This is a genomic window from Nitrospirota bacterium (assembly GCA_037386965.1).
In the GTDB taxonomy this organism is placed as follows: Bacteria; Nitrospirota; Thermodesulfovibrionia; order Thermodesulfovibrionales; family JdFR-86; genus JARRLN01.
Window position 1 is genome coordinate 20,088 of the sequence record JARRLN010000004.1, and the last position, 23,872, is coordinate 43,959.

Here is a 23,872-nt window from a genome sequence, read left to right on the forward strand (position 1 = left end):
CCCGAGCCCCCTTTGCTGCCTTCCCGGAAAACTTCCCGGCAGCTACGGAGCGCCGCGGGAATGCCCGGCCGTTCTCTCTTACCCGATTAGGCTCAAAAACATAACTCCCATGGGCGCTTACGGCCTCTCAAGAGTCGTGCTATAATTGCAGAAATCTTTTCGGGAGAGTTTTCGCCATGAAAGTCGTCACCTCGTCGGAAATCGGGGAGATAGATAAAAAGACGATAGAATATTATGGGATATCCGCCCCGATACTGATGGAAAGGGCCGGGGTGGCCGTGGCCGCCAGGGTGAAGGAGGTCCTCAGGGAAGGCCGCATCCTGGTGCTGGCGGGCACGGGCAACAACGGAGGCGACGGACTGGTGGCGGCCCGGGAGCTGCATAACGCCGGCTACACGGTGAAGGTCCTGATTACCGGGAAGCGCAACAGGCTCAAGGAAAACGCCCGCCTTCAGCATGACATCGCCCGGAAGATGCGCGTGCCCATGGAGTTCCGGGACAAGGTGACCGCCGGGGACCTGCACGGCTCCCTGGTCCTGGACGCCGTCTTCGGCACGGGCCTGAGCAAGGACATACAGGGGCCCCTCGCGGAGGTCATTCGGGCCGTCAACGGCTCGTCAGCCCGCGTGGTGGCCGTGGACATCCCCTCGGGCGTCTCATCAGACACCGGACAGGTGCTCGGCGCGGCCTTGCACTGCGCGGCCACGGTGACCTTCGGAGCCCCCAAGAGGGGGCACTTCCTTCATCCCGGCGCCGGGCTCTCCGGAGAGCTTTTCGTCGAGGACATCGGGTTTCCCCGGGCCCTCTTCGAGTCCGTACGCACAGCGGTGCCGTCACGGCGCGACGTGGCCTCCCTGGTGCCGGCCCGGGAGCCTTACTCCCATAAGGGCGCCTACGGGCACGTGCTCCTGGTGGCGGGCTCCCGGGGGAAAACCGGGGCCGCCATGATGGCCGCCCACGCTGCTCTCAGGTCGGGGGCGGGCCTGGTGAGCATCGGGGTCGCGGACTCCCTGCTGGGGATATACGAAGGACGCGTGACCGAGGAGATGACCCTGCCCCTGGAGGATACCGGACGGGGAAGTCTCGCCCGGGGGGCGCTCACGGGCATCCTGGAGTTCCTGGACGAGAGGGCCGACGTGCTGGCCCTGGGGCCGGGCATCGGACGGGACCGGGAGACCGCCGAGATGGTCCGGGAGCTTCTCCCCCGGTGTGCGGCCCCCATGGTGGTGGACGCCGACGGCATCAACGCCCTGGAGGGCAAGGCCGCCCTTCTGAGGAAAGCCCGGGCCCCGGTCATCCTGACTCCCCATCCGGGGGAGTTCTCCCGCCTGACCGGGATGGGTGTGAAGGAGATAGAGTCCGACAGGGTGGAAGCCGCCCTCCGGTTTGCCAAAACCTCCGGCGCATACATTATACTAAAAGGCGTTCCCACGGTAGTGGCCGACCCGGCAGGAGAGGCGTTGCTGAACCCCACGGGAAATGCCGCCCTGGCCAAGGGCGGCACCGGCGACGTCCTGACCGGCATGGTGGCGGCCCTCCTGGGCCAGGGGCTGAGCCCCCTGGAGGCCGCGGTCCTGGGTGTGTATGCTCACGGGCTGGCGGGGGAGATTGCGGCATGCGAGAAGGACATGCGCTCGGTGCTTGCCACCGACGTCGCGGATGCCGTGCCCGGGGTGTTCGGGCGGTTGACGGAGGGCTTTGATGATATTTCCTGAAATCTTCGACGGCCACGTCATGGGCTTCTTCACCGACAAGGAGCTGGGCGTGGACGTGCAGGGCCTGACCGAGAGGAGGGTGTACTTCCCCGAGCAGGAGCACGGCAGCAGGGTCCTCTGGGTGAAGGAGGACCTGAGACCGCGGAAGGCGGACGCCGTCCTCACCGGCCGCGCGGACATCCTCCTGGGGGTGAAGGTGGCCGACTGCGTGCCCATCCTGCTTTTCGACCGGGACAACCATGCCGTGGGAGCCGTCCACGCGGGCTGGAGGGGAACGGCGGCGGGCATACTGAAGAAAACCGTAGCCGCCCTCCGGAGTGAATTCGATACCAGGCCGGAAACCCTCCTCATTGCCCTGGGGCCCGCCATCCGCTGGTGCTGCTATCAGGTGAAGGACAACGTCCTCAAGGCCGTCATGAAAGAAACGGGCGACGGCCGGTACTGGAGCAGGAAAAACGGCAAGGTCTGCCTGGACCTGCAGACGGCCAACAAGTTGCAGGCCCTCTCGCTGGGGGTCCCGGAGCAGAATATCAGCGTCATCGACGAGTGCACCCTCTGCTCCCCGGAAAAGTACTACTCCTACCGCCGCGACCACGACGCCACCGGCAGGCAGGGCGGCTTCATCGGGATGCCCTGAGGAGAGGACGCGTGCTCAAGGCCCGGGACATCATGCGCAGCGACCTCACCACCGTCAATCCGGAGATGACGGTGGAGGAGCTGGGAAGGCTCTTCATCGAAACGGGCAGGACCGGCCTTCCGGTAACGGACAGGGAGGGACGGCTCCTCGGGATGGTGACCGAGGACGACCTGGTCAGCAGCAACAAGCGCCTCCATATCCCCACCGTCCTGAGGCTCTTCGACGCCTTCATCCCCCTTGAGGGCTCCGCCGCCATAGAGCGGGAGATAAGGAAGCTCTCGGCCTCCACCGTAGCCGACATCTACACCAGCGAGGTCGTCACGGTCGCGGAGGAGGCCCCGCTGGACGAGATAGCCACCATCATGTCGGAGAAACACCTGCACCATCTGCCGGTGGTCAGGGACGGCAGGCTCGTGGGCATCATCAACCAGCACGACGTCATACGGGGCATCGCCGGTGAGGTTTCTGACGCGGGGGCCTGATGAGACCATGCGCGCAGGGACCACGCTCGGGAAAAAGCTAAGGCCGGGCGACACCGTCTGCCTGGTCGGGGAGCTGGGGGCCGGAAAGACCACCTTCACGAAGGGCATCGCCGCCGCCCTGGGACTTGCTGAGAAGGACATCATCAGTGCGAGCTTCACCATCATAGCCCAGTACGATTCCCACCCGCCCTTCTACCACATCGACCTGTACAGGCTGGACCGGCCCGAGGACGTGGAGGCCGCGGGCGTGTACGATTGCATCGGGGAGGATGGCATCACTGTCATAGAGTGGGCGGAGAAGCTCCCCGGAAAGGACAGGGAAGGCCTCATCAACGTCAGCTTCCGGTTCGTCTCGGAGACGGAGCGGGAAATCCTCATTGAAGGGCTCGATGAAAAAGATAGGGATAGTAACCAGAAAAGACAGCCCCGAGGTCACTGAGCTCCTCGGGGGCTTCGTCCCCTGGCTCAAGAAAAACGGGGCCGAGGTCACCCTGGAGCCCGAGGTCGCCCAAAGACTGGGCGAGAAGGGCCGGAGCCCGGAGGAGATGGCGCAGGAGGTGGAGGCCGTCATCGTGCTGGGGGGCGACGGCACCATGCTGGGGACCGCGCGCCTGATGGCCCCGAGGGGCATCCCCCTCATGGGGGTGAACCTCGGGGGGCTGGGCTTCATCACGGAGGTCTCCAAGGAGGAGATATTCGAAGCCGCCGGGAGGCTCCTCACGGACGAATGTCCCTCGGAGGAAAGGATGATGCTCGCCGCCCACCACCTGGACGCCCAGGGCGCGAAGAAAGGGGAATATACGGCCCTCAACGATGTCGTGGTCAACAAGGGCGCCCCGGGGCGCCTGATAGACCTGGAGACGACGGTGGGCGGCAGGCACGTCTCCCTGTTCCGCGCCGACGGGCTCATCGTCTGCTCGCCCACGGGCTCCACGGCCTATTCCCTGGCCGCCGGCGGCCCGATAATCCACCCCACCCTGAACAGCATGGTGCTGACCTCCATCTGCCCGCACACCCTCGGCGTGCGCCCCCTCGTCCTGCCCGAGGACGTCACCGTGGAAATCACGCTCATCTCCCGGAGCGCGGGAGCCGTGGTCACCTACGATGGCCTGGTGGGCAACGATTATGTCGAAGGCGACACCGTGGTCGTCAAGAAGGCCCCGTACGGCGCCACGCTCCTCATGCCGGGGGACCGCGACCATTTCCGCGTGCTCAGGACCAAACTCGGATGGGGAGGCAGATGAAGCCATGACCTCGCCTGTCACGCCGGGAACCCTTCGCGAGGTCCTCCGCTTCTACCGGGCGCTGGGGTTCGAAAGCATGCCGCTCCGCATAAAGGAGACCGCCTCGGCCCCGCCCGAAAGGAAGGCCAGGGCCCTCGCGGGGCTCAAGGGGCACATGGGCACGTGCACCAAGTGCGACCTCTGCCGCGGGAGAACGAACGTCGTCTTCGGCGAAGGCAACCCGGACGCCGAGCTCATGTTCGTGGGCGAGGCCCCGGGGAAGGAGGAGGACCGGCAGGGGCGGCCCTTCGTGGGAGACGCGGGGAAGCTCCTGGACCGGCTTATCGACAGGATGGGCTTCAGCCGGGAGGAGGTCTACATCGCCAATATCCTCAAATGCCGCCCCCCGGGCAACCGCGACCCGAAGGAGGAGGAAATAGAGGCCTGCCTGCCGGTGCTCAAGAAACAGATAGAGATTGTCGCCCCCAGGGTCATCATCTCCCTGGGACGGATTTCGGCCCAGACCCTCCTGGGGACGAAGACGCCCATCAGCAAGCTGCGGGGGAAGTTCGCCAAACTGGGCACGGTGCTGGTCATGCCCACCTACCATCCGGCTTATCTTCTCAGAAACCCCAAGGCGAAGATGGTCGTCTGGGAGGACGCGCAGCAGGTGCTCAAAAAACTGGGGAGGAAGCCCCGGTGAAGGTACTCTGGGCCCCCTGGCGCATCCAGTACATCCTCTCCCGCAAGGGGCCCGGCTGCATCTTCTGCGAGATGTCCCGCGAGGACAGGGACAGGGAGAACCTCATCCTGTACCGCGGGAGGCAGAACTACGTCATCATGAACCGCTTCCCCTATACCGGGGGGCATCTCATGGTGGTCCCCTACGAGCACTCCTCCTCCCTGGAGGGCTATGCCGGCGGGGTCCTCGACGAGATGATGGCCCTGGCCCGGTACTCCCTGGAGTGCCTCTCCGAGGTGCTCAGGCCCGAGGGGTTCAACACCGGCATCAACATAGGACAGGCCGCGGGGGCCGGCATCGAGGAGCACCTGCACATGCACATCGTGCCCCGGTGGGTCGGGGACGCAAGCTTCATGGCCGTGCTGGACGAGGTGCGGGTGGTCCCCGAGCACATCACGGCGACCTACGACAAGCTCCGTCCGGTGTTTCAGAGGAATGCTTAAGGAACTGCGCGTCAGAAATTTCGCCATCATCGAGGAGCTCTCCCTGGGCTTCGGGCCGGGGCTCACCGTCCTGACCGGGGAGACCGGGGCGGGCAAATCCATCGTCGTGGGAGCCCTGGGGCTGGTGCTCGGCGAGCGGGGCTACACCGAGATGATCAAGACCGGCAGCACGGAGGCCGTGGTGGAAGCCTTCTTCGACACCCCGGGGCACCCCTTCCTGAGCGAAAGAGGCATCGCCTCCGACGAGGGCATCGTGGTCAGGAGGCACGTCTCGGCGGCCGGCCGCACCAGGGCATACATAAACGACACCATGGTAACCGTCCAGGCCCTCCAGGAGCTGGGGAAAACCCTGGTGGACATCCACGGCCAGCACGCCCACCAGAGCCTTCTGAGCCCCGAGGTGCAACTGCGCCTCCTGGACGTCCTGGGCGGCCTCGAGGAGGAGAGGGAACGGGTCTCCGGGGCGTACGCGGAGGTCTCCGCCCTGGAGAAAAGGCTCGAGGAACTCCGCCTGGGCGCACGCGAGCGTGCCCAGAAGACGGACCTCCTCAGTTTTCAGGCCGGCGAGATAGAGGCGGCCGGGCTTGCTCCCGGCGAGGAGGAGGAGCTCCTCCGGGAGCGGAACATCCTGGGAAACCTCGCCCGCCTGGGTGAGCTGGCCGAGGAGGCCTACGCCCTCCTGTACAGCGCCGAGGGCGCGGCCACCGAGGACCTTTCGGGGGCCTTCGGCAAGCTGGAGGAAATAGCCGGCATAGACGGGGAGGCCCGGGAGGCCCGGGACGTCCTGGGACAGGCCCTTCCCCTGGTGGAAGAGGCGGCCCTGGCCCTCAGGGGCCTCAGGGAGAAATACGACGCCGACCCCGCCCGGCTGGGCATGCTGGAGGAGCGCCTGGAGCTCATCCGGGGCCTCAAGAGGAAGTACGGCGACACCGTGGAGGCCGTCCTGGCGCACGGCGAGCAGGCCCGGCGGGAGCTTGAGGAGCTGGAGGTCGCGGAAGAAAGGGCCGAGGGGCTCGAGAAGGACCTCGAAGAGAAGCGGTCGGCCCTCGCGGAGGCGGTCCGGCGCCTCACGGCCGGAAGAAAGAAGGCCGCCCGGAGACTTGCCGAGCAGGTGGCCAAGCGCCTGCCGCAATTGGCCCTGGAGAAGGCGGCCTTCAGGGTGTCCCTCTCCGAAGCCCCCGTCTCGGCGCAGGGAGCCGACCAGGCGGCCTTTCTCTTCTGCGCCAACCCGGGCGAGGTCCTCAAGCCGCTGGAGAAGGTCGTCTCCGGGGGCGAGCTCTCCCGGGTCATGCTGGCCGTCAAGGGGGCCCTGCGCGGGGCCGACGACGTGCCTGTGCTCGTCTTCGACGAAGTGGACGCCGGCATCGGCGGCGCCGCTGCACGGAACGTGGCGGAAAACCTCAGGGACCTCTCCAGGGGCCGGCAGGTCCTCTGCATCACCCACCTCCCCCAGATAGCCTCTCTGGCCGATGCCCATTTCGTCATAGAGAAGGCCGCCCGGGCGGACAGGACCACCGTCTCGGTGCGGGAGGTCTCCGGAGCGGTCCGCGAGGAGGAAATCGCCCGCATGCTCAGCGGCGCGGTCACCGAGACGTCGCTGGGCCACGCCCGGGAAATCATCCGGAGGCGCTCATGAAAGGCAGGGTGGTCATCGACCCCTTCCGGTGCACCGGCTGTAACTACTGCCTTCTGGCCTGCCCCAAGGACGTGCTCGCCCTCCGGATGGAGGACACCGCCGAGGGCTACTTCCCGGCCTACGCCGCCCGCATGGAAAACTGCACCGGCTGTGCCCTCTGTGCCGCGGTCTGCCCCGAGATGGCCATCGAGGTCTGGCTCGATTATCCCGCTGGCTGACCAGCCCGCTTTATACCCGGCGGCGAAGCCCCGTGCTTGTTCCCGGCCGGTGCCGCCGGCAGCGCCGACCGTTTAGAGCAATCCAACTCAACCTGTGGCCGATTTAAGGGAGAAGGAGAAGAGGTGGGTTAGGGAGTCAGAAGAGTTGCATTGTTATTACGGGGCGCTCCGCCCCCGGCCCCGGTTTTTTTAATTATCTATCTCCCCAACTCATTCATCCTCTCTTCCCCTCTTTGTTCAAAAGAGGGGAAGAGAGGCTTATTCGGCGGCAAGGAGTTTCATTACTGTCCGGGCGGCCTTATATGAGTGACGAATGGGTGGAACAGCCGCTTGAAACGCCCTGCACCGGCCCTATCGGGCCGGAACGTTCGCAGACCTTTTTCTTTATGCAACGGCGGCCGCCCTCCATAGGCAGTTCCTCCAAAGGAGCCACTGCCAAGCCGCCTCAGGTCAAACGGCAACGACAAGGAGGCCCTCGGCTACATAAATTTATTGAATTGCTCTGATGCGCCGAGGTTCAGAGAAGGTACTCGGCCAGGTTTATCTTGTACTTGCCCGGGTCCATGGTCTTCATGATGGAGCGCTGGTAGGCGCCCGCCTGGTCCTTCTCTGTAAGGTCCACCAGGGCGCCGGAGGCCTTGTTTCCCTCCGCGTCGGTGACGACCATGACCTTGGGCCTGTCGGGAAAGGTGGGGTTGTTTCCGTAGACGAGGGCGAGCTGCCTGGTGTTCAAGAGGACCGCCGTGCCCACCGGGTAGAGGCCCACCATGTTGATGAAGAACTTGAACAGCAGGGGGTCCAGGGAGCTTCCGGCCCTCTCCATCATGACGCTGAGCGCCTTGTCCGGGGCCATGGGGGTCCGGGAGTAGACGCGCGCCGAGGTCATGCCGTCGTACTGGTCGGCAAGGCTCACGATGCGGGAGTACAGGTCCACCTCCTCGGGGTGCCTCCGCTCGGGATACCCTCCCTTGTCGTACCGGATGTGGTGCTCGAAGGCCGCGATGGCGCTCCGCACGGAAACCATGTCGAAACCCTTCATCTTCAGGATGGCCCGTACGCCCCAGAATGGATGCTTCCGGACGATCTTCCACTCCTCCTCGGTAAAGGAGCCGGGCTTGTTCAGGACCTCCGGGGGAACGTCGGTCTTCCCGATGTCATGGAACAGAGCCACCATGCCGAGCTCCAGGAGGGACTGCTTGGAAAAGCCCAGCTTCTGCCCCAGGGCCATGGACAGGATGCTCACGTTGACGCAATGGTGATACGTATAATCGTCGTAGTCCTTGATGGCGCTCATCCCCAGGACCAGTTCCTCCTCGCTCAACAGAAGGTCCACCATGGACTGAACGACGCGCTTGGCCCGTCTGACGTTTATCTTCTCGCCGGACTGTATCTTGGTCATCACGCCCTTGGTGAAGGAGACGGCGTTGAAGTACGTGTGCTTGACCGTCCTTCTGATGTCGTACTCGTTGTCCCGGGTCTGTATCTTCCGGGGAGGGGCTATCCGGATGCCGGGGATATCGTCCAGGCCTTCGGCCAGCTCGACGTAGGGGTCCGAAGAGAAGGAGGCGGAGAGGAAGGCCTTCAGGAACCGCTGGATGTCCTCCTTGGAGAGTGTGCCGAGGAAGCTCACGCTGCCCAGGTCGTGCTTGCGGAACTCCCGCATGAGAAAGTCGAAGTTCACCAGGTACTCCATGGAGAACTTCACGCGGGATTCGTTGAGATAGAAATACTCCCCCACCATCTCCAGGGAGATGCCCTCGGCCGCCGCCGGGGAGTCCAGGAGGGCGTTGACGAGCGTGATGAACTTCTCTATCCCCTGCATGACCGCCACGTTGGAGGGGTCGTGAATCTGGGAGGTGCGGATGATGGCGGCCAGCTGATTGACGATGTCCTTGGCGGACCTGTCCAGCTCCGTCCTATCGCTGTCGGCCATAGCTTATCCTCTTGACGGCGGCTCCGGCCTGCTCGCTGAGCATCCTGTTGCGCGCGTTGCGCAACCCCTCCAGCACGGGAAGGGCCTCGGGGTTTCCCAGGAGGCCGAGGGCGTAGACCGCGCAGGCCTTGACCTCTTTGTACTTGGACCGCCTGAAGAAAGGCTTCCGCGTGAGCAACCCCATCAGGAAATCGTAGATGTCCCGGTCCTTCCAGGCCGAAAGGGCCTCGAAGTACTCCTTCATCTCCCGGAACTCGGTGGCCATGAGCCGCCTCTGGGGCATCCGCTCCAGGAGGGCGGCCTTGGCCTCCTCCGAGCCCACCGCGGCCAGGGCCTTGGCCGCCGTCATGCGCACGGAGGGGTCCCCGTCCTCCAGGCACAGGGCGACGGGCTGCACGGCCTTCGGCTCCTTGAGCTCTCCGAGCCCCTTGAGCACCTCCTTGCGCACCCGGGGCTCCGGATGGTTGACAACCCTGACGAGGTAATCGACGGCACGGGGGTCGCCCATGCGCCAGAGGATGTAGACGATGTTGCGCACCACGAACCATCGCGGGTCGCGAAGCCCCCGGGCCAGCGCGTCCACGTCCTTCCTTCCCAGGACGACCAGCGCGTCGATGGCGCTCTTGCGCCCGCCGATGGTCTCCAGCTCGCCCAGCAGGGAGATGAACGAGGCTATGGCGTTGGACTCGAGGTTGCCGACGTAACGGCTGCAATCCTCCTCGTCCGGACCTCCCTTGGTGTCCAGCCACTCGCCGATGACCTTGACCACCTGCTCCGAGCCCCCGAAGGCCAGGACCATGCCCAGGTTCTTCCTTACATGGGGGGAACGGGATTTCTTCAGAAGAATCCGTATCCGCCGGAAGATGTTCGCCGGGGTTTTGAGGTCGCCCCTCCGCACCGAAAACTCCACGGCGTTCATCATGATGCGGGTGATGTCCTTGAACTCCTCCAGGGTGTCCGCCCCGTAGAGCATGTCAAAGAGGATGCCCATGAGCTTGGACTGCTTGTTCTCCTCCATGTCCTTCTCGACCTCCGAGGCCAGGGCCTTGAGGTCGGCGTCCGTTATGGACATGGGCACGTGCTGCCCGTCCACGTCCTCGGCCTTGAAGGCGTCCTCATACGCCTTCCTGAGGCCCTCGTCGGTGGAGGCGTCTTCCTTGGCCTGGCTGACCGCCTTCTCCTCGTACCCGTCGTCCTCCATGAGGACGGTCTCGTCCACGGTGTACCGGATGAAGCGGAAGTCCCTCTCCCAGAGCAGCGTGACCAGGTCGTCCTCGACGTCCTCGCGGTCGAAGTCGTAGGAAAGGACGCTCAGGAAGTCCTGGAACTCCTCCTTCCCGAGCCCCCGGACGAAGCTCAGGGAGCGCAGGCCGTCACGGAAGAAAAAAAGGGCCAGGTTCTCGTCCTTCTCCTCGCTCCGGTAGACGGACTCTCCGGCCACGCTTATGTCGTTACGGCTGATGAGCAGCTCCAGGGACTCCTCGGCGGCAAGGATGTCGTCCACGCGCTTGAAAGTATCCTCAACCGTGCGCGTGTACATGGGGTTGTTCACGGGGTACAAACGGAGGTTCTTTCTGGCCTTCAGGAGGGATTGGACGAGTTCGCGCGCTTCCTTGCCCAGTTCCGTCTTTATCTCGTCCTGGCCCGGCATCCCTCGTTAAAATAACACCCGCGCAAAAAATGTGTCAATAAATACGCATACGTCTCTGCTTTGCGTAATTCCTGATGACCATGGAGGCGGTGTGCAGGCGCTGGAGCTTCATGTTGCGCATCCTGATGCCCTGGATGTCGCCGGTGGGGAAGGCGGCCGCCCTCATGGCCGCCTGGGCGCGCCCGACTTCCTGAAGCAGGCCCTTTATGGTTTCCTCGTCCAGGGGCTTGAGGAAAATGGGATTGACGGTGACGTATCCCTCGGCGATGTCGAAGGCGATGGCCTTAAGGTTCTTGCCCCGTATCACTTTCCGTCTTCCTCCTGCCGAAGAGGCGCGAAGCCAGTATCCCGGCCTCGTACAAAACGATTATGGGACCCGCCATCAGGACCTGCGTGAAGGCGTCCGGCGGGGTGAGAATGGCCGCGCCCACGAAGGCCAGCAGAACCGCGTATTTTCTGTTCTTGGCCAAGGACTTGGGCGTGACCACGCCCAGGCGGGCAAGGAACACGGTGATGACGGGGAGCTCGAAGACCCCACCGAATGCGAGAATCGAGGTGAGGCAGAAATCCACGTATTTCTGCACCGAGAGCATGGGGACCAGGGAGGCGGTCTTGTAGCCCAGGAGGAACTTTATGGCGAACGGCAGCACAATGACGAAGCAGAACGCCGTTCCCGCCACGAAAAGCCCCGAGGTGACCAGGACGAAAGGGACGGCGAACTTCCTTTCCCGGGGATGAAGCCCGGGGGAGATGAATTTCCAGGTCTGCTGAAACAGCACGGGCGAGACGGCCACGACGGCGGCGATGAGGGCTATTTTCAGGTGTACCCAGAAGGCCTCCGTAGGGGCGAGGAAGACGAGCTCCTTGAGGGCCCCCGCCCTCTCGGCCAGAAAGACGTAGGGGGGCCGGGCCTTGATGGTGATGGTGGTGTGAAGCGGGAGGATGAGAAGGTCGTAGATGTTCTCCGAGAAGTTGAAGGCGACGATGAACCCTATGATGACGGCGCCGACGGAGACGAAGAGCCTGCGCCTGAGCTCGGAGAGGTGCTCCGTGATGGGCATCTTCTCTTCGGCCATTCAGATGCCTTCCCCATCCTTCTCGGCCTCGCCGGAAGAGGGGCTTTCCTCGCGCCGCCCACCGCTCCCGGAACCTTCCTCCGCCCCCTGCCGCTCCTCGGCTGAAGCCTGCGGCTGCTGCCGCTCCTCCTCCCGGGGCTCCTCCGCCTTCTCCGGGGCCCCAGCGGTTTCCTCCTTCCAGGCGGGGACGTCGAGCTGCCTGCCGGGCTTCTCCAGGATATCGAACTCCTTGTCCATCTCGTCCTTCACGTCCGTCATGGCCCGCTTCAGCTGCGCCACGCTCTTGCCCAGGGTCCGGGCCAGCTCCGGAAGCCTCTTGGGTCCAAACACCAGGAGGGCGACGACGAAAATGACGACGAGCTCCTGCATCCCCAGGTCGAACATCACTCACCCTTTTCGTAAACTTTCTCTATGTACCTCTGCCTCGGAGAGAAAATGAGGGAGACGGCCACGATGAGCCTGTATTCGGGCTTCCGGTCGTTGATGCCGATGCCCGCCCCCAGGGTCGTATAGAAGCCCTCCAGGGACTGGATGCGGTACCCGATGCGCAACTCGCTCCGGTCCACCTTCCCGGAGAAGTAGCTCTTTTTCACGAGGAACTCCGAAAGCAAATCGATGTTGTGGGCGGCGGCGAAATCCATGCCCACCGAGGCCCTGATCTCCTCTTCGAGGTCCGACTTCCAGGGCTCCAAGTATATGAAGTTGACAAGCCCCTTCACCGGCCCCAGGCGCTTTGTCAGGATGACTCCCGCGCCCAGGGCGCCGTCGGTGCTCAGTTGCTCGGTGCTGCTGGAGAGGGTAGCCGCCACCAGGTAAGCGAGAGAGAAACCGTAGTCTTCCTCGTCCAGGACACGGTGCTTCAGGCTGAAGGCGATGTCCTCCAGGCCCGAGGCCCCGTCGTCCTGGTACGGTATGTTGACGTCCAGCTCGAGATGCTCCGTGACCCCCAGCCCCAGCTGCGAGGATACCCTCGTGAAGTCCGGCTGGCCGGCCTTCTCGATGGAAAAGGCCACGGCCGCCTCGCCCACCGCCGGCGTCTCCGCGCTCATGGTGCTGAAGACGGAGAAGGGCGCGGGGGACTGGGGGCCGCTCAACTCGACGCCGTAAGATGTTCCCGCGAGCAATAGAACGACGAGAAGAGTCCCAGGCAGGATTACGGTTCTCATCGTCTAAAAAAATACCAGATAGTTTCGAAGACTGTCAATTATTCTGAAAAGGGGCCGCGGCCGCGAGGACGAAAGAAAACTCACCCGTTCGCACAGCGCTCCCCTCCGCCGGGGCTTCCCGTGTCCCGACCTCATCCGCCCGGGGGGCCGCCCGCGGCCCTCGAGAGAGCCTCCAGGGCGGCCCCGGTCTCCTCGAACAGGTCGCCCTCGGCCGAAAGCTCAAAGCCGTTGGGCAGAAACCGCACCCTTCCGTTCAGGGCCGAGAGGATGTCCCCCGGGGAAAGCTCCGTATCCGGCGAGAGGGTGAAGCGCACCGCGGCGTCCCGGGCCGTGATTTCCGTCATGTGCAGCCTCTCCGCCGCGATTCCCAGCGAGCGGACGCGAAGGAGGTTTCCAAACGGGGGCGGCGACGGACCGAAGCGGTCGGCCATCTCGGCCTCTATGTCCTCGAGGTCCTCCGGGCTCCGGGCGCCCGAGATGCGGCGGTACACGCTCAGGCGAAGCGCCATGTCCTCGATATAGTCGTCCGGGACGTAGGCGTCCACTCGAAGGGAGATCTCCGTGCGGACGGCCTCCTTCACCTCGAGCCCCCTGAGCCCGGCGACGGCCTCCTCCAGCATCTCGACGTACAGGTCGAAGCCCACAGCGTGGATGTTGCCCGACTGCTCCGGCCCCAGGAGGTTTCCCGCCCCGCGTATCTCCAGGTCGCGCATGGCCAGCCTGAAGCCCGCCCCCATGTAGCTGAGGTCCTGTATGGCCTGAAGCCTCTTGCGCGCCTCGTCGGTGAGGACGCGCTCCCCCGGGATGATGAAGAAGGCGTAGGCCCGCACGTTGCTCCGCCCCACCCTGCCCCTGAGCTGGTACAGGTCGGCCAGGCCCATCCGGTGGGCCATGTCCACGATGATGGTGTTTGCCGTGGGTATGTCCAGCCCCGCCCCCACGATGGCCGTGGAGAGCAGGACGTCCACCTCCCGGTTCAGGAACCGGAGCATGATTTCCTCGAGCTTCCCCTCGGGCATCCGCCCGTGGGCCACCGCGATGCGGGCCAAGGGGACGATGTCCCTGAGCCGCGCGGCCACCCCGTCGATGTCCTGGATGCGGTTGTGGACGTAGAAGACCTGCCCGCGCCGGTCCACCTCCCTTTGGACCGCCGAGCGGATGAGGTCCCGGTCGAAGGCGCTCACGGCGCTCTGCACGGCCAGGCGCTCCTCCGGGGGGGTCTCGATGAGGCTCATCCCCCGGATGCCCGAAAGAGACATCTGAAGCGTGCGGGGAATGGGCGTGGCGCTCAGGGACAGCACGTCCACGCCGCGCTTCAGCTCCTTGATGCGCTCCTTCTGGCGCACGCCGAAGCGATGCTCCTCGTCGATGACGAGGAGACCCAGGTCGCGGAACTCCATGTCCCGGCGCAGGAGGGCGTGGGTGGCGATGACGATGTCCACCTCGCCCCGCTTGACCTTCCGCAGGGTCTGCCGCCTTTCCCCGGGTGTCTTGAACCTGCTCAGGCTGTCTATGGTGACGGGGAAGGCGGCGAAGCGCTTCGTGAATATCCGGTGGTGCTGCTCGCACAGGAGGGTCGTGGGCACCAGCACGGCCACCTGCTTGCCGTCGTAGACGGCCTTGAAGGCCGCGCGCATGGCCACCTCCGTCTTTCCGTAGCCCACGTCCCCGCAGAGAAGGCGGTCCATGGGGCGGGCGGACTCCATGTCCTCCTTTATCTCCCGGACGGCCCGGAGCTGGTCGGGGGTTTCCTCGTAGGGGAAAAAGCTGTCGAACTCCCGGTGCATTTCGGTATCCGGGCTGAAGCGGAAGCCCTCGGCCACCTCGCGCTCGGCATAGACCTTGAGGAGGCGCGAGGCCAGCTCCTGGACCTTCTTTCTGACCCGCTGCTTCGTCCTTTGCCACCTCCGGGAGCGGAGGCTGTCCAGCTCCGGGACGACGCCCTCCTCGGCGTGGTATTTTCGGACCCTGTCTATGGCGTCCAGGGGGACGTAGAGCCTGTCGCCCTCGGCGTAGCGCAGCACCAGCATGTCGTACTCCACGTCCTCCACGCTCTGCCGCACCAGGCCCTCGAACCGCCCGATGCCCCTGTCCGAGTGCACCACGTGGTCGCCCACGAGGAGGTCGTCGACGTTTCGGAGGAGGCCGGAGACCCGGGATTTCCTCAGAGGCCTGTAGGCCGGACGGCCGCCGAATATCTCCTTTTCCGTCAGGACCAGGAGCCCCCGGAGGAAGAGGCCCTCGGAGAGGCCGCCCACCGTGATGGCGTACCGCCCGGCGTATGAGGCGACCTCCTCCAGGGGCACCCGCGGGACGATGAGCCCCCCGTCCAGAAAAACCTGTCTCAGCCGCTCCGCCTGCCCCTCCGAAGAAGAAACGACGATGACGCGGTGCTCCTTGCCCACCTCCTGAAGGACGCCGGGGAGGGAATAGACGTCCTTTCTCTCCCCGGGGAGGATGCCCAGGCCCGCAATGCTCAGGGCCGGGGCCTCGATGCCCTCCCCGGCGAACCCGTAGCGGGAGAGGACCACGGCACCGGCGGGGGGCTCGGCGTGGTTGTCCCCGGACCAGAGGACGGGCACGCCGGTGAGGAGGTCGAGGATGCCGGGGCCCTCCCCGGGCTCCACGGCGGGCATCACCAGGACGCCCTCCACCTCGGCCACCGAGCGTTGGGTGTCCACGTCGAAGGCCCGGATGTTTTCTATCTCCTCGCCGAAGAACTCCACCCTCATGGCGCGGGCGTCCGTGGAGGGGTAGATGTCCAGGATCCAGCCCCTCAGGCTGTACTGTCCCGGCTCCGTCACCAGGGGGGCCCGCCGGTAGCCCAGCCCGTGGAGCCTCCGGGCGGCCTCCTCGCGGGCAATCTCGTCCCCCGCCCCGAGGGCCAGCACCCGCTCGGCCAGAACCCGGGGCTCCCACTGGGGGGCCTCCAGGGCGCCCTCGGAGGTGATGAGCATGGGCGAGGCCGTCCCGCCTTCCGGGAGGCCGTAGAGCGCCTCGGCCCTCCTGCCGGCCAGTTCCGGGCCGTCGGGCTCGGGGAGGCGGCGAAGGGGTACGGACGTTCTGCCCAGGAGCTTCCGGAAGAAAAGCACGTCCTCCCCGAGGACGCGGGACACCTCCTCGGTGTGCTCCACCATGAGGAAGGGCTCCTCCCGGAGGGCGAGCAAAAGGGCCGCGGCCGAGCCCGCCAGGTTGTACAGGCGCGGCGCGGCGGGCCTCAGGGAGGAATAAAACTCGTCGAGGATGCTGCGGAGCTTGCTCTCTTTCATTGTCTCAGAAGGCGCCGGGCGATTCCTATCCGAGGCGGCGAATCCTCTCGATGATGGCCGATGTGGAGATGCCCTCCAGGTAAGGGAGGCTGTACGTCTCCGGGACGAGGTCGGAGCCCACTATGTCCCCGGGAGCCCAGTCCCCTCCCTTCACCAGCACGTCGGGCGCGAGGAGTCTGATGAGCTCGTAGGGGGTGTCCTCCCCGAAGACGGTCACGTAGTCCACCATCTCCAGGGCCGAGACCACCTCGGCCCTCTGCGCTTCGGGCACCACCGGCCGCCCGGGCTTCAGGCGGCCGGCCGAGCGGTCGGAGTTGACCCCGACCACCAGGACGTCCCCCAGGCGCCCGGCCTCCCTCAGGTAGCGCACATGGCCCAGGTGCAGGATGTCGAAGCATCCGTTGGTGAAGACGACCTTGCGCCCGGCGGCCCGTTCGGCCTTGAGGAGCCGCCTGAGCTCATCCCGGTCGAGGATGATTTTCGCCCGCATCTCCTTCTACGGAATCTCCTGCCCCGTGATAATCCGGAGGATGTCGTTATAAAGGGCGAAGGCCATGATCATGATAAGCACGACGATTCCCACCTTCTGGGCCAGGGCGATGGTCTTCTCGCTGAGGGGCTTGCGCCTGACGGCCTCGATGCCGAGGAAAAGGAGATGGCCGCCGTCCAGGACCGGGATGGGCAGGACGTTGATGATGCCCAGGTTGATGCTGATGACGGCCATGAAGGTGAAGAAATCCAGGGCGCCCCGCTCAGCCGTCTGGCCGGCCAGCTGAAAAATGAATATGGGCCCCCCGATGGTCTTGGCGGGAACGACCCTCTCGATGAGCTTGACGATGGCCACCACCGTGAGGACGCATATCTCCCCGGTCTTCTGAACGCCCGTGACCACGGCCTCGGGGGGGCTCAGCTCCTTGGTGTACTGCGCCCCGGAGGGCCGGATGCCGATGAGTCCCACCTCCCGGGGCTCGCCGAAGATGTCCTTGACGGTCTTTTTCTCGGGGGTGATGGTGAGGGTGAGGGTCCTGCCGTCCCTCTTTACGGTGAGGGCAAGCTCCTTGCCCGGGCTCTTTTGAATGACGGCGGACATGCCCGACCACTCGGTTATGGGTGTGCCGTCTATGGAGACGATTTCGTCGCCCTTCTGAAGCCCGGCCTGCGCCGCCGGCGTGCCTTCCATCACCTCGCCCACCTCGCTTTTCAGGACCGGCACGCCGCTCATGAAAAGAAGGATGAAGACCACGGCGGCAAAGACGATGTTGAAAACGGGCCCGGAGAAGACGATCAGGAACCTCTTCCAGACGGGCTGGTGGTTGAAGGCCCTCCTCCTGTCCTCCTCGCTCAGGGGCCGCTCGGCCTCCTCGCCGGGGGATTCCCCCAGCATCTTGACATACCCCCCCAGGGGAAAGGCGCTTATCATGTATTCCGTCTCTCCCCGCTTCATCCCCACGAGCTTGGGTCCGAAGCCCAGAGAGAACTTCTCGACCTTCACGCCCACGACCTTGGCAAAGAGGAAGTGGCCCAGCTCGTGGACGAAAATGAGGATGCCCAGCAGTATGACGGCGTAAAGCAGCGTCATCTGCGGGCCCTCGTGCGCCCCTGGGAGGACGAGGCGGTTCCCACCAGCTCCAGAGCCCTCCCGGCCGCCCACCGGTGGGCCTCGAGGACCGCCTCGAGGTCGTCCGCCCGGGCGGCCGTGTGCTCTCCCATGCTCTGCCGTATGACGACCGGGATGTCCGTAAAGGCCAGCCTGCCCTGGAGGAACGCCTCCACGGCGACCTCGTTGGCGGCGTTCAGCACCGCCGGCATCGTCCCGCCGGCCCGGAGGGCCTCGTAGGCGTAGGCAAGGCAGGGAAAACGCTCCGTATCGGGCTCATGGAAGCTCAGTGTGCCCACCTCCGCCAGGTCCAGCCTTTCGATGACGCCGTCCAGCCTCTGGGGATAGGACAGGGCATAGGCGATGGCCCCCCGCATGTCCGGGACCGAGAGCTGCGCGAGCAAGGAGCCGTCAACGAACTCCACCAGGGAGTGCACGATGCTCTGGGGATGTACGACAACGCCGATGCGCTCGGGCCCCAGGTCGAAGAGGTGGTGGGCCTCGATGACCTCCAGGCCCTTGTTCATGAGGGTGGCGGAATCCACGGTAATCTTTCGGCCCATGCTCCAACTGGGATGCCGGAGGGCTTCCTCGGGGGTGACTTCGCGGAGCTCCCCGGCGCTTTTGTGGACGAAGGGCCCGCCCGAGGCGGTCAGCACGATGCGCCGAAGGTGCTCCCGGCCCCCGCCCTCCAGGCACTGAAACACCGCGCTGTGCTCGCTGTCCACCGGAAGGATGCGGGCGCCGTGCTCCCGCGCGGCCCTCCGGACGACCGCCCCGGCGATGACCAGGGTCTCCTTGTTCGCCAGCCCCACGGTCTTTCCCGCCCCAAGGGCGGCCAGCGTGGGGGCGAGGCCCGCGGAGCCCTCAATGGCGGAGATGACAATGTCGGCGCCCGGGTGGCGGGCCACCTCCTCAAGCCCTTCGGGCCCGTCGAGGACGGGCACCCGGCAGCCGGCCTTCACGGTGCGGGCCGCCTCGCCGTCGAAGACGGCCACCACCTCCGGTGAGAAATCCCGCACCTGCCTGAGGAGCAGGTCGTGGTTGCGCCGTGCGGCGAGCCCCACCACCCGGAACAGGCCGGGGTGCTCGGCCACCACAGAGAGAGTGCTCCGCCCGATGGAGCCCGTGGAACCAAGAACGACTATGTTTTTCATTGATTTTCAGGGCCGAACACGCGGCCCTCTATACAATACCATAAGCCCGGGGCAAAGAAAACGCGCCCCCCGCGCTCCGGGGAAAAAGGACGCAATGCCGGGAGAACAGCAGAGCCCAACCCCCCTGGGCCGCACACAGGGCTTACCGGACCTCGAGCTGGACTTTCTTCTCCTTGGCGGCCGCCGTCTTGGGAACGCGGACCTCCAGGACGCCGTCCTTGAAAGCGGCCGTGGCCTTGTCGCTCTGCACCTCCGCCGGTAGCGGCAGAGACCGCGTGAAGGCCCCGTAGGAGCGCTCGACGCGATAGTAGTCCTTTCTCTGCACCTTCTCCTGCATCTTCTTCTCCCCGGAGATGGTCACCACGGTATCGTCCACGCTGACGTCGATGTCCTCTTTCCGCACCCCCGGCAGCTCCGCCTTCACCACCACCTGGTCATCGTCCTCGTACATGTCCACCGCGGGAAAGGCCGTCTCCGCCGTCTCGGCCCATCGCGGGGAAGGCAGCCACCGGCGGCCGAAACGCCTGCCGAAGAACGTCTCGAACATCCGGTCCATCTCCTCGAAAAGCGACGGCGCGCCCCAGTTTCCCCCGTAGGGCCCAATCTCACCCTTTCCCTTTTTCTCCCGAGCCATGTTTACTCCTTCCGTATTGATATGTTGCTCCGAACGGTCCCGTTCACAGGGAAAAGCCTATCACAGAAACACCAGCGGGAGAAGGTTCCCGCGTTGACGAAAGCGGTCCCTCCCTCAGAACGTGAGGGCCTGCCTCTCAAGGAGCATCTCCCCGAGAAAAGAGCCGGGCTTTATCTCGGCATTGGCGATGAGCTCGGCCTGGTCCAGGCCGTAGTGCTTCACGCAAGAGGCGCAGACGTAAAAGGTCACGCCGAAGTCCTCCACGAGGGTCTTCATCAGCTCGTGGATGGGGGAGAACTCGTCCTTTTTCTGCCACGTCAGGGTTTCGGCGAACCCCTTCCTGGCCAGGGGGGCGGCGTTGTCCATGAGAAAGAAATCCAGCTCGATGTCCAGGGCCTTCATGTTGGTGGCAAGCTGCAAGGCCCCGGCCGTGACGTCGGGCCTGTCGAAGGACGAGGTGAGGATGAAGACGAACTTCTTGTTCTCCATGGTTAGCCTCCTTTGGGTTTTTTCTCCGTATCGCGGTTCTTCGCGCAGACGGTCTCCTCAAGGACGATGGCCCTGCAGTCGGTCAGGGCCAGGGCAGCCTTGCCCCGTGCGCCGGTCAGTATCCGCTGCACGGTGCCCCGGGAAACGCCCATCCGCTTGCCGGCCTCCTCCTGGGTGAGGCCCTCCCGGTCGCAAAGGCGGAGGGCCTCAAGCTCGTCGGGGTACATGGTCACCGTCCGAAGCTCGGCCAGGGGGATGCCCGCGGGCTTGAAGGCCTCTCCCTTGAAGACGCACCGGCAGCGGCGGGGTTTCTTCAGGCGGGGGGACACGGGCGCGCCTCTTTTTTGTGCATATGCACATTTTAAGGCTTATGAGGCGGCTTGTCAAACAAAAGGAGGGCCGGGAGAAAAACCGCCGGCCCCCCTCCGGGGGCCGGCGGAGCAAAAATCGCGGGCGCCTTCAGGCGCCCTGGCCTTCTTTCTTTTCCTTGTGGGTGCTTATCCCGAGCACCGCCCAGAGCGGTCAAAAACTGACAAACGCGGTGACAACGAGGATGGCGCCCACGACCACCAGAACAACCTCTCCCCAGGTGGCCATGGAGACGACAAGACCGATAACGATGCCCGCGATGCCCAGGACGATGCGCACCACGCGGTCAAGGCCGCCGACGTTTTTCTTCATGCCTGCTCACCTCCCTCCGAGACGGGGGTTCAATAAGGGGCCACCTTGCCCGTGAAGATGAAGTCGTTGTTTTCCCTGGTCCCGTGGCAGTCGATGCAGGTCTTCACCTTGCCCCCGGCCTGGACCTCCCCCTCGGGCGTGTACTTCGCGAAGAACCAGTCGTCTGCCGAGGGGTTGTAGCCCTTTATCTTGTACATCACCGTGATTGCCACCAGTTTCTTCTCCGGGTTGTAATTTTCCTTGACGAGGATGGCCCCGTCCTTCATCCGGGAAGCGTACTGCGCGGCGAAATGCGCCGTGTCGTTCGTGTAAAGCGTCAGGTAGGCGCCGTGGGGCTCCCGCCCCTCGTAGAGCTTTCCCTTCCCCGGCCAGAGGTCCCACTGATGGTACGGGTCGGTCCTGCTGATATACGTCCACAGGCTCCCGGCGTCCGCCCGGGGCAGGGTCTTGGCACTTTCGGCGGGCTGGGTCTCATGGATGGCGAAGGCCGCAACCGTCAGGCCCAGGATAACGGCCAGAATCAGAAAAATCTTCGATACATTACGCATTTTCGTGCCCTCCTTATACTAAGAGTTTACAACCCCGAGAGGGGATGTCAAGGGCCGGATACAGGGGACATTACCGTATTGGGTGGCCTCGTATTTCTTTCCTTGGGCTGGCGAGAATAAAGACAAGGACAGGCGGCGACCGGCCATTCCAGGTGTCCGCATTTCAGCCTCCCTGCGTCTGTCTCGACCTGTCCACGATATCCATGACCTCCTCGTCCGTCAGGTCATGCCAGTGCATGTAGGCCTCGGCCACGGCGAAGGGAAACCCGCTGCGGACATTGAGGCAGGCCACCAGGTCGGCCTCTCTCTGCACCGTCCGGACGGTGCGCAGGGAGGCCGTGGGCACGGCCACGACGAGGGAGCCCGCCCCGCGGCGCCCGAGGAACCCCAGGGCGGCCAGCATGGTGTAGCCCGAGGCCAGGCCGTCGTCGGTCACGATGACCCGGCGGCCCCGGACATCGGGAAAGGGCCTTCCGTGCCGGTACGTCTCGTTGCGGTGCTCCATGACCTTCCTGGTCCGCTCGGCCTCGCGCTCGATGTCCTCCCTGCCCAGGCCCAGCCCCCTGAGCAGCGTGTCGTTCAGAACCATGCGGCCGTCGGGGGCCAGGGCCCCGAAACCGGCCTCGGGATTGCCGGGAATCCGGAGCTTGCGCACCACCAGGAGGTCGAACGCAAGCCCGAGACCCTTCATAAGCGCGTAGCCCACCGGCACGCCTCCGGCCGGTATGCCCAGGACAAGCTCGTCCCCCCTCGCCTCCGCCCTCAGAAACTCCGCCAGGCGCCTGCCCGCATCCACCCTGTCCCGGAAGATGAACCTCCGGTCCCTCAGCGTCCTGTCCTCCAGAAGCCTTCCCGCCACTACCCTCCAGGGCCTTCCGGCCCCCTGGTCAGAGCGTATTCAGATACGCCACGATGTCCTCCAGCTGCTTCTTGTCCAGGTAGGCGAAGGAGGGCATCTTCCTATAGGGATGCTGGAGCTGCTTGACCACGTTTTCAACCGTTGCCGGCCTGCCGCTCACCGGCAGCACCTCCCTCTTGAGAATGCCCTTGTGCCCGGGGCCCACCACCGTCTCCCTGCCGTTGGGGTCATGGCAGAAGGTGCACTTGTCCTCGTAAAGCCTCCTTCCCGCCTGGATGCTCGCCTCATCCGTCTTGAGCACGATGTCGGCGGGCTTGACCATGGCCCCGGCCGGCGGCGGGGGCCTGAGCTCCCCGAAACCCACCACGAGCATGTAGTACCCTCCCGAAACGCCGACCATGGCCAGGCTCAGAAGGCCGATGAGGATGCCCAGGACCTTGGCCTGCTCGTAGTACTTCCTGTAGAAGTGAATGGAGACGACCTTGAGCAGAAGGAGCAGGAAGACGCCGAGGGCCAGGAGCCCGTGCAACGCCACCCGCGGGGAGGGCTCTGCCTGGCTCCTCTTGAGGTACCCCAGGCAGAGATAGCCGATGTAAAGAAACAGGATGACATAGAGGACGCCGTTTATCTTGTGCAGCCGGATTATCTTTCGGGCGTCGTACCTGGCCTCGGCCTTGCCGAAGACCTCGAACATCGTGAACATCCCGAAGAGGACGGTGGCCAGAAGCACGATGGAAAGGAGCGATTTATAAAGGAGTAAAGGCATCTCCCCCGTCTCGGAAGTCCGAACTTACCACCGGTTAGTTTTTATCTTCGCATTGAAGCCCTGAAAACACCTTATACTCCATGCACTTTAGGGCATTGATACGTGAACCATATCATGCTCCCGGTAGTAAGGCGATTGTAGCAGAGGCAGGGGGGTGCCGCAACGCGATACGTGCCTGATGAGCCTTCCCCCGTAAGCACGGGTTCAGTAGGTGGAGGGGTCCTCCGGGGGGAGCTCCTCTTCGTCGAAGGGAAGGACCCCGAGCTGGGTGAAGACGTCCTCCAGCTTGCCGAGCATGCCCTCCCGGTCGAAGCCCTCCTCGAGCCTGAAGGCCAGGGCGCCGTCCACCATGTCCGTCACCTCCTGGTAGTCGAGCCGCCCGTCCAGGACGCCCGAGCGGACCAGGATGCCGTAGACGGTGCGCTCGTCCCCGAGGTCCTCGCCCTCCCTGATGTCCAGGCGCGCACGAAGCTCGGGCTTGAGGAGGTGCCACTCCATGGCGTGCACGAGGGCGTCGTAGAGGGTGATGAAGGCGTAGGAGACCTTCCCCTGCCTCAGGCGGCGCCGTCCCGCCCGGATGTGCAGCTTCGCCCGCATGAGGGCGGCTCGCTCCGGTCCCAGGGCATCGGCATCCATGAGGCCGAAATGGGGCATGGCCCTATTATACTCCCCTGGGGACGGGGGTTTTTATTTCCTGCCGAAAAGGTGATTTTAATCACATTTTGCGCTACAATAGGGTCATGAAGAGGGATTTGCTCAGAGAGAAGAAATTCTCGGAGACGACGGGCAAGCTGCATCTCCCCTGCCCCCACGAGGGGCGCTCGGGAATCTGTGTGCATGTCGTCCTCCGGGACGGCTGCTGCTACCGGTCCGACCAGTGCCTGGTGATGGACTGCAAGTACAACAGCACCCAGAGCGACCTGCGCAAGATCCTCTCCCTCACGTGGTAA

Annotated in this window: 28 protein-coding genes; 10 read left to right on the plus strand and 18 right to left on the minus strand. The window is 64.7% G+C overall.

The window, feature by feature from the left end; genetic code table 11:
* Window positions 1-176: 176 nt before the first annotated feature.
* From P8Y39_01310 to P8Y39_01350, 9 genes are read left to right on the plus strand one after another with little or no spacing between them, the layout of a single operon-like run.
* Window positions 177-1,715: an NAD(P)H-hydrate dehydratase gene (locus P8Y39_01310; GenBank protein MEJ2190973.1), complete on the plus strand. Its 1,539-nt coding sequence runs from the start codon at window positions 177-179 to the stop codon at window positions 1,713-1,715.
* Window positions 1,702-2,352 carry a peptidoglycan editing factor PgeF gene (gene pgeF / locus P8Y39_01315; GenBank protein MEJ2190974.1) on the plus strand — a complete coding sequence of 217 codons (651 nt, stop codon included), beginning with the start codon at window positions 1,702-1,704 and terminating at the stop codon, window positions 2,350-2,352. Before P8Y39_01310 ends, pgeF begins: the two co-directional genes overlap by 14 nt.
* A gap of 11 nt (window positions 2,353-2,363) precedes the next feature.
* Window positions 2,364-2,834 (plus strand): CBS domain-containing protein, encoded by a 471-nt coding sequence (locus P8Y39_01320; protein ID MEJ2190975.1) that lies wholly within the window; start codon window positions 2,364-2,366, stop codon window positions 2,832-2,834.
* A gap of 7 nt (window positions 2,835-2,841) precedes the next feature.
* Complete coding sequence (gene tsaE, locus P8Y39_01325) at window positions 2,842-3,273, plus strand: tRNA (adenosine(37)-N6)-threonylcarbamoyltransferase complex ATPase subunit type 1 TsaE (GenBank protein ID MEJ2190976.1); 432 nt, start codon at window positions 2,842-2,844, stop codon at window positions 3,271-3,273.
* Entirely contained in the window at window positions 3,224-4,078 is an 855-nt protein-coding gene (locus tag P8Y39_01330; GenBank protein ID MEJ2190977.1) for an NAD(+)/NADH kinase, read from the plus strand. Before tsaE ends, P8Y39_01330 begins: the two co-directional genes overlap by 50 nt.
* Before the next feature lie 4 nt (window positions 4,079-4,082).
* Window positions 4,083-4,760 carry a uracil-DNA glycosylase gene (locus P8Y39_01335; protein ID MEJ2190978.1) on the plus strand — a complete coding sequence of 226 codons (678 nt, stop codon included), beginning with the start codon at window positions 4,083-4,085 and terminating at the stop codon, window positions 4,758-4,760.
* Window positions 4,757-5,242, plus strand: coding sequence for an HIT domain-containing protein (locus P8Y39_01340; protein MEJ2190979.1), 486 nt, complete (start codon window positions 4,757-4,759; stop codon window positions 5,240-5,242). Before P8Y39_01335 ends, P8Y39_01340 begins: the two co-directional genes overlap by 4 nt.
* Entirely contained in the window at window positions 5,235-6,878 is a 1,644-nt protein-coding gene (gene recN, locus P8Y39_01345) for a DNA repair protein RecN (protein ID MEJ2190980.1), read from the plus strand. The genes P8Y39_01340 and recN overlap by 8 nt, the downstream gene beginning before the upstream one ends.
* On the plus strand, window positions 6,875-7,096 hold the full coding sequence (locus P8Y39_01350) for a ferredoxin family protein (protein ID MEJ2190981.1): 222 nt from the start codon (window positions 6,875-6,877) through the stop codon (window positions 7,094-7,096). The genes recN and P8Y39_01350 overlap by 4 nt, the downstream gene beginning before the upstream one ends.
* Before the next feature lie 517 nt (window positions 7,097-7,613).
* Here the strand turns inward: P8Y39_01350 and P8Y39_01355 are convergent.
* The 18 genes from P8Y39_01355 to P8Y39_01440 form a co-directional block, all read right to left on the minus strand.
* Window positions 7,614-9,029 carry an HD-GYP domain-containing protein gene (locus tag P8Y39_01355; protein MEJ2190982.1) on the minus strand — a complete coding sequence of 472 codons (1,416 nt, stop codon included), beginning with the start codon at window positions 9,027-9,029 and terminating at the stop codon, window positions 7,614-7,616.
* Entirely contained in the window at window positions 9,013-10,680 is a 1,668-nt protein-coding gene (locus tag P8Y39_01360; GenBank protein MEJ2190983.1) for a HEAT repeat domain-containing protein, read from the minus strand. Before P8Y39_01360 ends, P8Y39_01355 begins: the two co-directional genes overlap by 17 nt.
* Window positions 10,681-10,714: 34 nt before the next feature.
* Window positions 10,715-10,987: a hypothetical protein gene (locus P8Y39_01365; GenBank protein MEJ2190984.1), complete on the minus strand. Its 273-nt coding sequence runs from the start codon at window positions 10,985-10,987 to the stop codon at window positions 10,715-10,717.
* Complete coding sequence (gene tatC, locus P8Y39_01370; GenBank protein MEJ2190985.1) at window positions 10,965-11,756, minus strand: twin-arginine translocase subunit TatC; 792 nt, start codon at window positions 11,754-11,756, stop codon at window positions 10,965-10,967. The genes P8Y39_01365 and tatC overlap by 23 nt, the downstream gene beginning before the upstream one ends.
* Window positions 11,757-12,140: a Sec-independent protein translocase protein TatB gene (gene tatB, locus P8Y39_01375; protein ID MEJ2190986.1), complete on the minus strand. Its 384-nt coding sequence runs from the start codon at window positions 12,138-12,140 to the stop codon at window positions 11,757-11,759.
* Window positions 12,140-12,922, minus strand: a complete 783-nt coding sequence (locus tag P8Y39_01380) for a hypothetical protein (GenBank protein ID MEJ2190987.1) — start codon at window positions 12,920-12,922, stop codon at window positions 12,140-12,142. The genes tatB and P8Y39_01380 overlap by 1 nt, the downstream gene beginning before the upstream one ends.
* Before the next feature lie 131 nt (window positions 12,923-13,053).
* Complete coding sequence (mfd, locus tag P8Y39_01385) at window positions 13,054-16,191, minus strand: transcription-repair coupling factor (protein ID MEJ2190988.1); 3,138 nt, start codon at window positions 16,189-16,191, stop codon at window positions 13,054-13,056.
* 25 nt (window positions 16,192-16,216) lie between these two features.
* Window positions 16,217-16,681: an adenylyltransferase/cytidyltransferase family protein gene (locus P8Y39_01390; GenBank protein ID MEJ2190989.1), complete on the minus strand. Its 465-nt coding sequence runs from the start codon at window positions 16,679-16,681 to the stop codon at window positions 16,217-16,219.
* 6 nt (window positions 16,682-16,687) lie between these two features.
* Entirely contained in the window at window positions 16,688-17,770 is a 1,083-nt protein-coding gene (rseP, locus tag P8Y39_01395; GenBank protein MEJ2190990.1) for an RIP metalloprotease RseP, read from the minus strand.
* Window positions 17,767-18,945, minus strand: coding sequence for a 1-deoxy-D-xylulose-5-phosphate reductoisomerase (locus tag P8Y39_01400; protein MEJ2190991.1), 1,179 nt, complete (start codon window positions 18,943-18,945; stop codon window positions 17,767-17,769). Before P8Y39_01400 ends, rseP begins: the two co-directional genes overlap by 4 nt.
* 142 nt (window positions 18,946-19,087) lie before the next feature.
* Window positions 19,088-19,579, minus strand: coding sequence for an Hsp20/alpha crystallin family protein (locus P8Y39_01405; protein ID MEJ2190992.1), 492 nt, complete (start codon window positions 19,577-19,579; stop codon window positions 19,088-19,090).
* A 114-nt stretch (window positions 19,580-19,693) separates the two neighbouring features.
* Window positions 19,694-20,068, minus strand: a complete 375-nt coding sequence (locus tag P8Y39_01410) for a DsrE family protein (protein ID MEJ2190993.1) — start codon at window positions 20,066-20,068, stop codon at window positions 19,694-19,696.
* 2 nt (window positions 20,069-20,070) lie between these two features.
* Complete coding sequence (locus P8Y39_01415; protein MEJ2190994.1) at window positions 20,071-20,397, minus strand: DUF134 domain-containing protein; 327 nt, start codon at window positions 20,395-20,397, stop codon at window positions 20,071-20,073.
* A gap of 193 nt (window positions 20,398-20,590) precedes the next feature.
* Complete coding sequence (locus P8Y39_01420) at window positions 20,591-20,749, minus strand: DUF2892 domain-containing protein (protein MEJ2190995.1); 159 nt, start codon at window positions 20,747-20,749, stop codon at window positions 20,591-20,593.
* Between the two features lie 29 nt (window positions 20,750-20,778).
* The gene (locus tag P8Y39_01425; protein MEJ2190996.1) at window positions 20,779-21,297 is read right to left on the minus strand and encodes a cytochrome P460 family protein; all 519 of its coding nucleotides are present in this window, start codon (window positions 21,295-21,297) and stop codon (window positions 20,779-20,781) included.
* 163 nt (window positions 21,298-21,460) lie between these two features.
* Window positions 21,461-22,156, minus strand: a complete 696-nt coding sequence (locus P8Y39_01430; GenBank protein MEJ2190997.1) for a phosphoribosyltransferase family protein — start codon at window positions 22,154-22,156, stop codon at window positions 21,461-21,463.
* 28 nt (window positions 22,157-22,184) lie between these two features.
* Entirely contained in the window at window positions 22,185-22,922 is a 738-nt protein-coding gene (locus P8Y39_01435; protein MEJ2190998.1) for a cytochrome c, read from the minus strand.
* 204 nt (window positions 22,923-23,126) lie between these two features.
* Window positions 23,127-23,576 carry a hypothetical protein gene (locus P8Y39_01440; protein ID MEJ2190999.1) on the minus strand — a complete coding sequence of 150 codons (450 nt, stop codon included), beginning with the start codon at window positions 23,574-23,576 and terminating at the stop codon, window positions 23,127-23,129.
* An 86-nt stretch (window positions 23,577-23,662) separates the two neighbouring features.
* On the opposite strand from P8Y39_01440, the gene P8Y39_01445 reads away from it, so the two are divergent.
* The gene (locus P8Y39_01445; protein ID MEJ2191000.1) at window positions 23,663-23,872 is read left to right on the plus strand and encodes a hypothetical protein; all 210 of its coding nucleotides are present in this window, start codon (window positions 23,663-23,665) and stop codon (window positions 23,870-23,872) included.

What these genes read in the sequence shown, in the direction of transcription:
- P8Y39_01380 (MEJ2190987.1), bottom strand. Translation starts at nt 12,922, where the DNA reads ATGAGAACCGTAATCCTGCCTGGGACTCTTCTCGTCGTTCTATTGCTC.
- tsaE (MEJ2190976.1), top strand. Translation starts at nt 2,842, where the DNA reads ATGCGCGCAGGGACCACGCTCGGGAAAAAGCTAAGGCCGGGCGACACC.
- rseP (MEJ2190990.1), bottom strand. Translation starts at nt 17,770, where the DNA reads ATGACGCTGCTTTACGCCGTCATACTGCTGGGCATCCTCATTTTCGTC.
- P8Y39_01310 (MEJ2190973.1), top strand. Translation starts at nt 177, where the DNA reads ATGAAAGTCGTCACCTCGTCGGAAATCGGGGAGATAGATAAAAAGACG.
- pgeF (MEJ2190974.1), top strand. Translation starts at nt 1,702, where the DNA reads ATGATATTTCCTGAAATCTTCGACGGCCACGTCATGGGCTTCTTCACC.
- P8Y39_01360 (MEJ2190983.1), bottom strand. Translation starts at nt 10,680, where the DNA reads ATGCCGGGCCAGGACGAGATAAAGACGGAACTGGGCAAGGAAGCGCGC.
- recN (MEJ2190980.1), top strand. Translation starts at nt 5,235, where the DNA reads ATGCTTAAGGAACTGCGCGTCAGAAATTTCGCCATCATCGAGGAGCTC.
- P8Y39_01440 (MEJ2190999.1), bottom strand. Translation starts at nt 23,576, where the DNA reads ATGCCCCATTTCGGCCTCATGGATGCCGATGCCCTGGGACCGGAGCGA.
- P8Y39_01390 (MEJ2190989.1), bottom strand. Translation starts at nt 16,681, where the DNA reads ATGCGGGCGAAAATCATCCTCGACCGGGATGAGCTCAGGCGGCTCCTC.
- P8Y39_01410 (MEJ2190993.1), bottom strand. Translation starts at nt 20,068, where the DNA reads ATGGAGAACAAGAAGTTCGTCTTCATCCTCACCTCGTCCTTCGACAGG.
- mfd (MEJ2190988.1), bottom strand. Translation starts at nt 16,191, where the DNA reads ATGAAAGAGAGCAAGCTCCGCAGCATCCTCGACGAGTTTTATTCCTCC.
- P8Y39_01330 (MEJ2190977.1), top strand. Translation starts at nt 3,224, where the DNA reads ATGAAAAAGATAGGGATAGTAACCAGAAAAGACAGCCCCGAGGTCACT.
- tatB (MEJ2190986.1), bottom strand. Translation starts at nt 12,140, where the DNA reads ATGTTCGACCTGGGGATGCAGGAGCTCGTCGTCATTTTCGTCGTCGCC.
- P8Y39_01400 (MEJ2190991.1), bottom strand. Translation starts at nt 18,945, where the DNA reads ATGAAAAACATAGTCGTTCTTGGTTCCACGGGCTCCATCGGGCGGAGC.
- P8Y39_01335 (MEJ2190978.1), top strand. Translation starts at nt 4,083, where the DNA reads ATGACCTCGCCTGTCACGCCGGGAACCCTTCGCGAGGTCCTCCGCTTC.
- P8Y39_01445 (MEJ2191000.1), top strand. Translation starts at nt 23,663, where the DNA reads ATGAAGAGGGATTTGCTCAGAGAGAAGAAATTCTCGGAGACGACGGGC.
- P8Y39_01420 (MEJ2190995.1), bottom strand. Translation starts at nt 20,749, where the DNA reads ATGAAGAAAAACGTCGGCGGCCTTGACCGCGTGGTGCGCATCGTCCTG.
- P8Y39_01425 (MEJ2190996.1), bottom strand. Translation starts at nt 21,297, where the DNA reads ATGCGTAATGTATCGAAGATTTTTCTGATTCTGGCCGTTATCCTGGGC.
- tatC (MEJ2190985.1), bottom strand. Translation starts at nt 11,756, where the DNA reads ATGGCCGAAGAGAAGATGCCCATCACGGAGCACCTCTCCGAGCTCAGG.
- P8Y39_01405 (MEJ2190992.1), bottom strand. Translation starts at nt 19,579, where the DNA reads ATGGCTCGGGAGAAAAAGGGAAAGGGTGAGATTGGGCCCTACGGGGGA.
- P8Y39_01355 (MEJ2190982.1), bottom strand. Translation starts at nt 9,029, where the DNA reads ATGGCCGACAGCGATAGGACGGAGCTGGACAGGTCCGCCAAGGACATC.
- P8Y39_01350 (MEJ2190981.1), top strand. Translation starts at nt 6,875, where the DNA reads ATGAAAGGCAGGGTGGTCATCGACCCCTTCCGGTGCACCGGCTGTAAC.
- P8Y39_01435 (MEJ2190998.1), bottom strand. Translation starts at nt 22,922, where the DNA reads ATGCCTTTACTCCTTTATAAATCGCTCCTTTCCATCGTGCTTCTGGCC.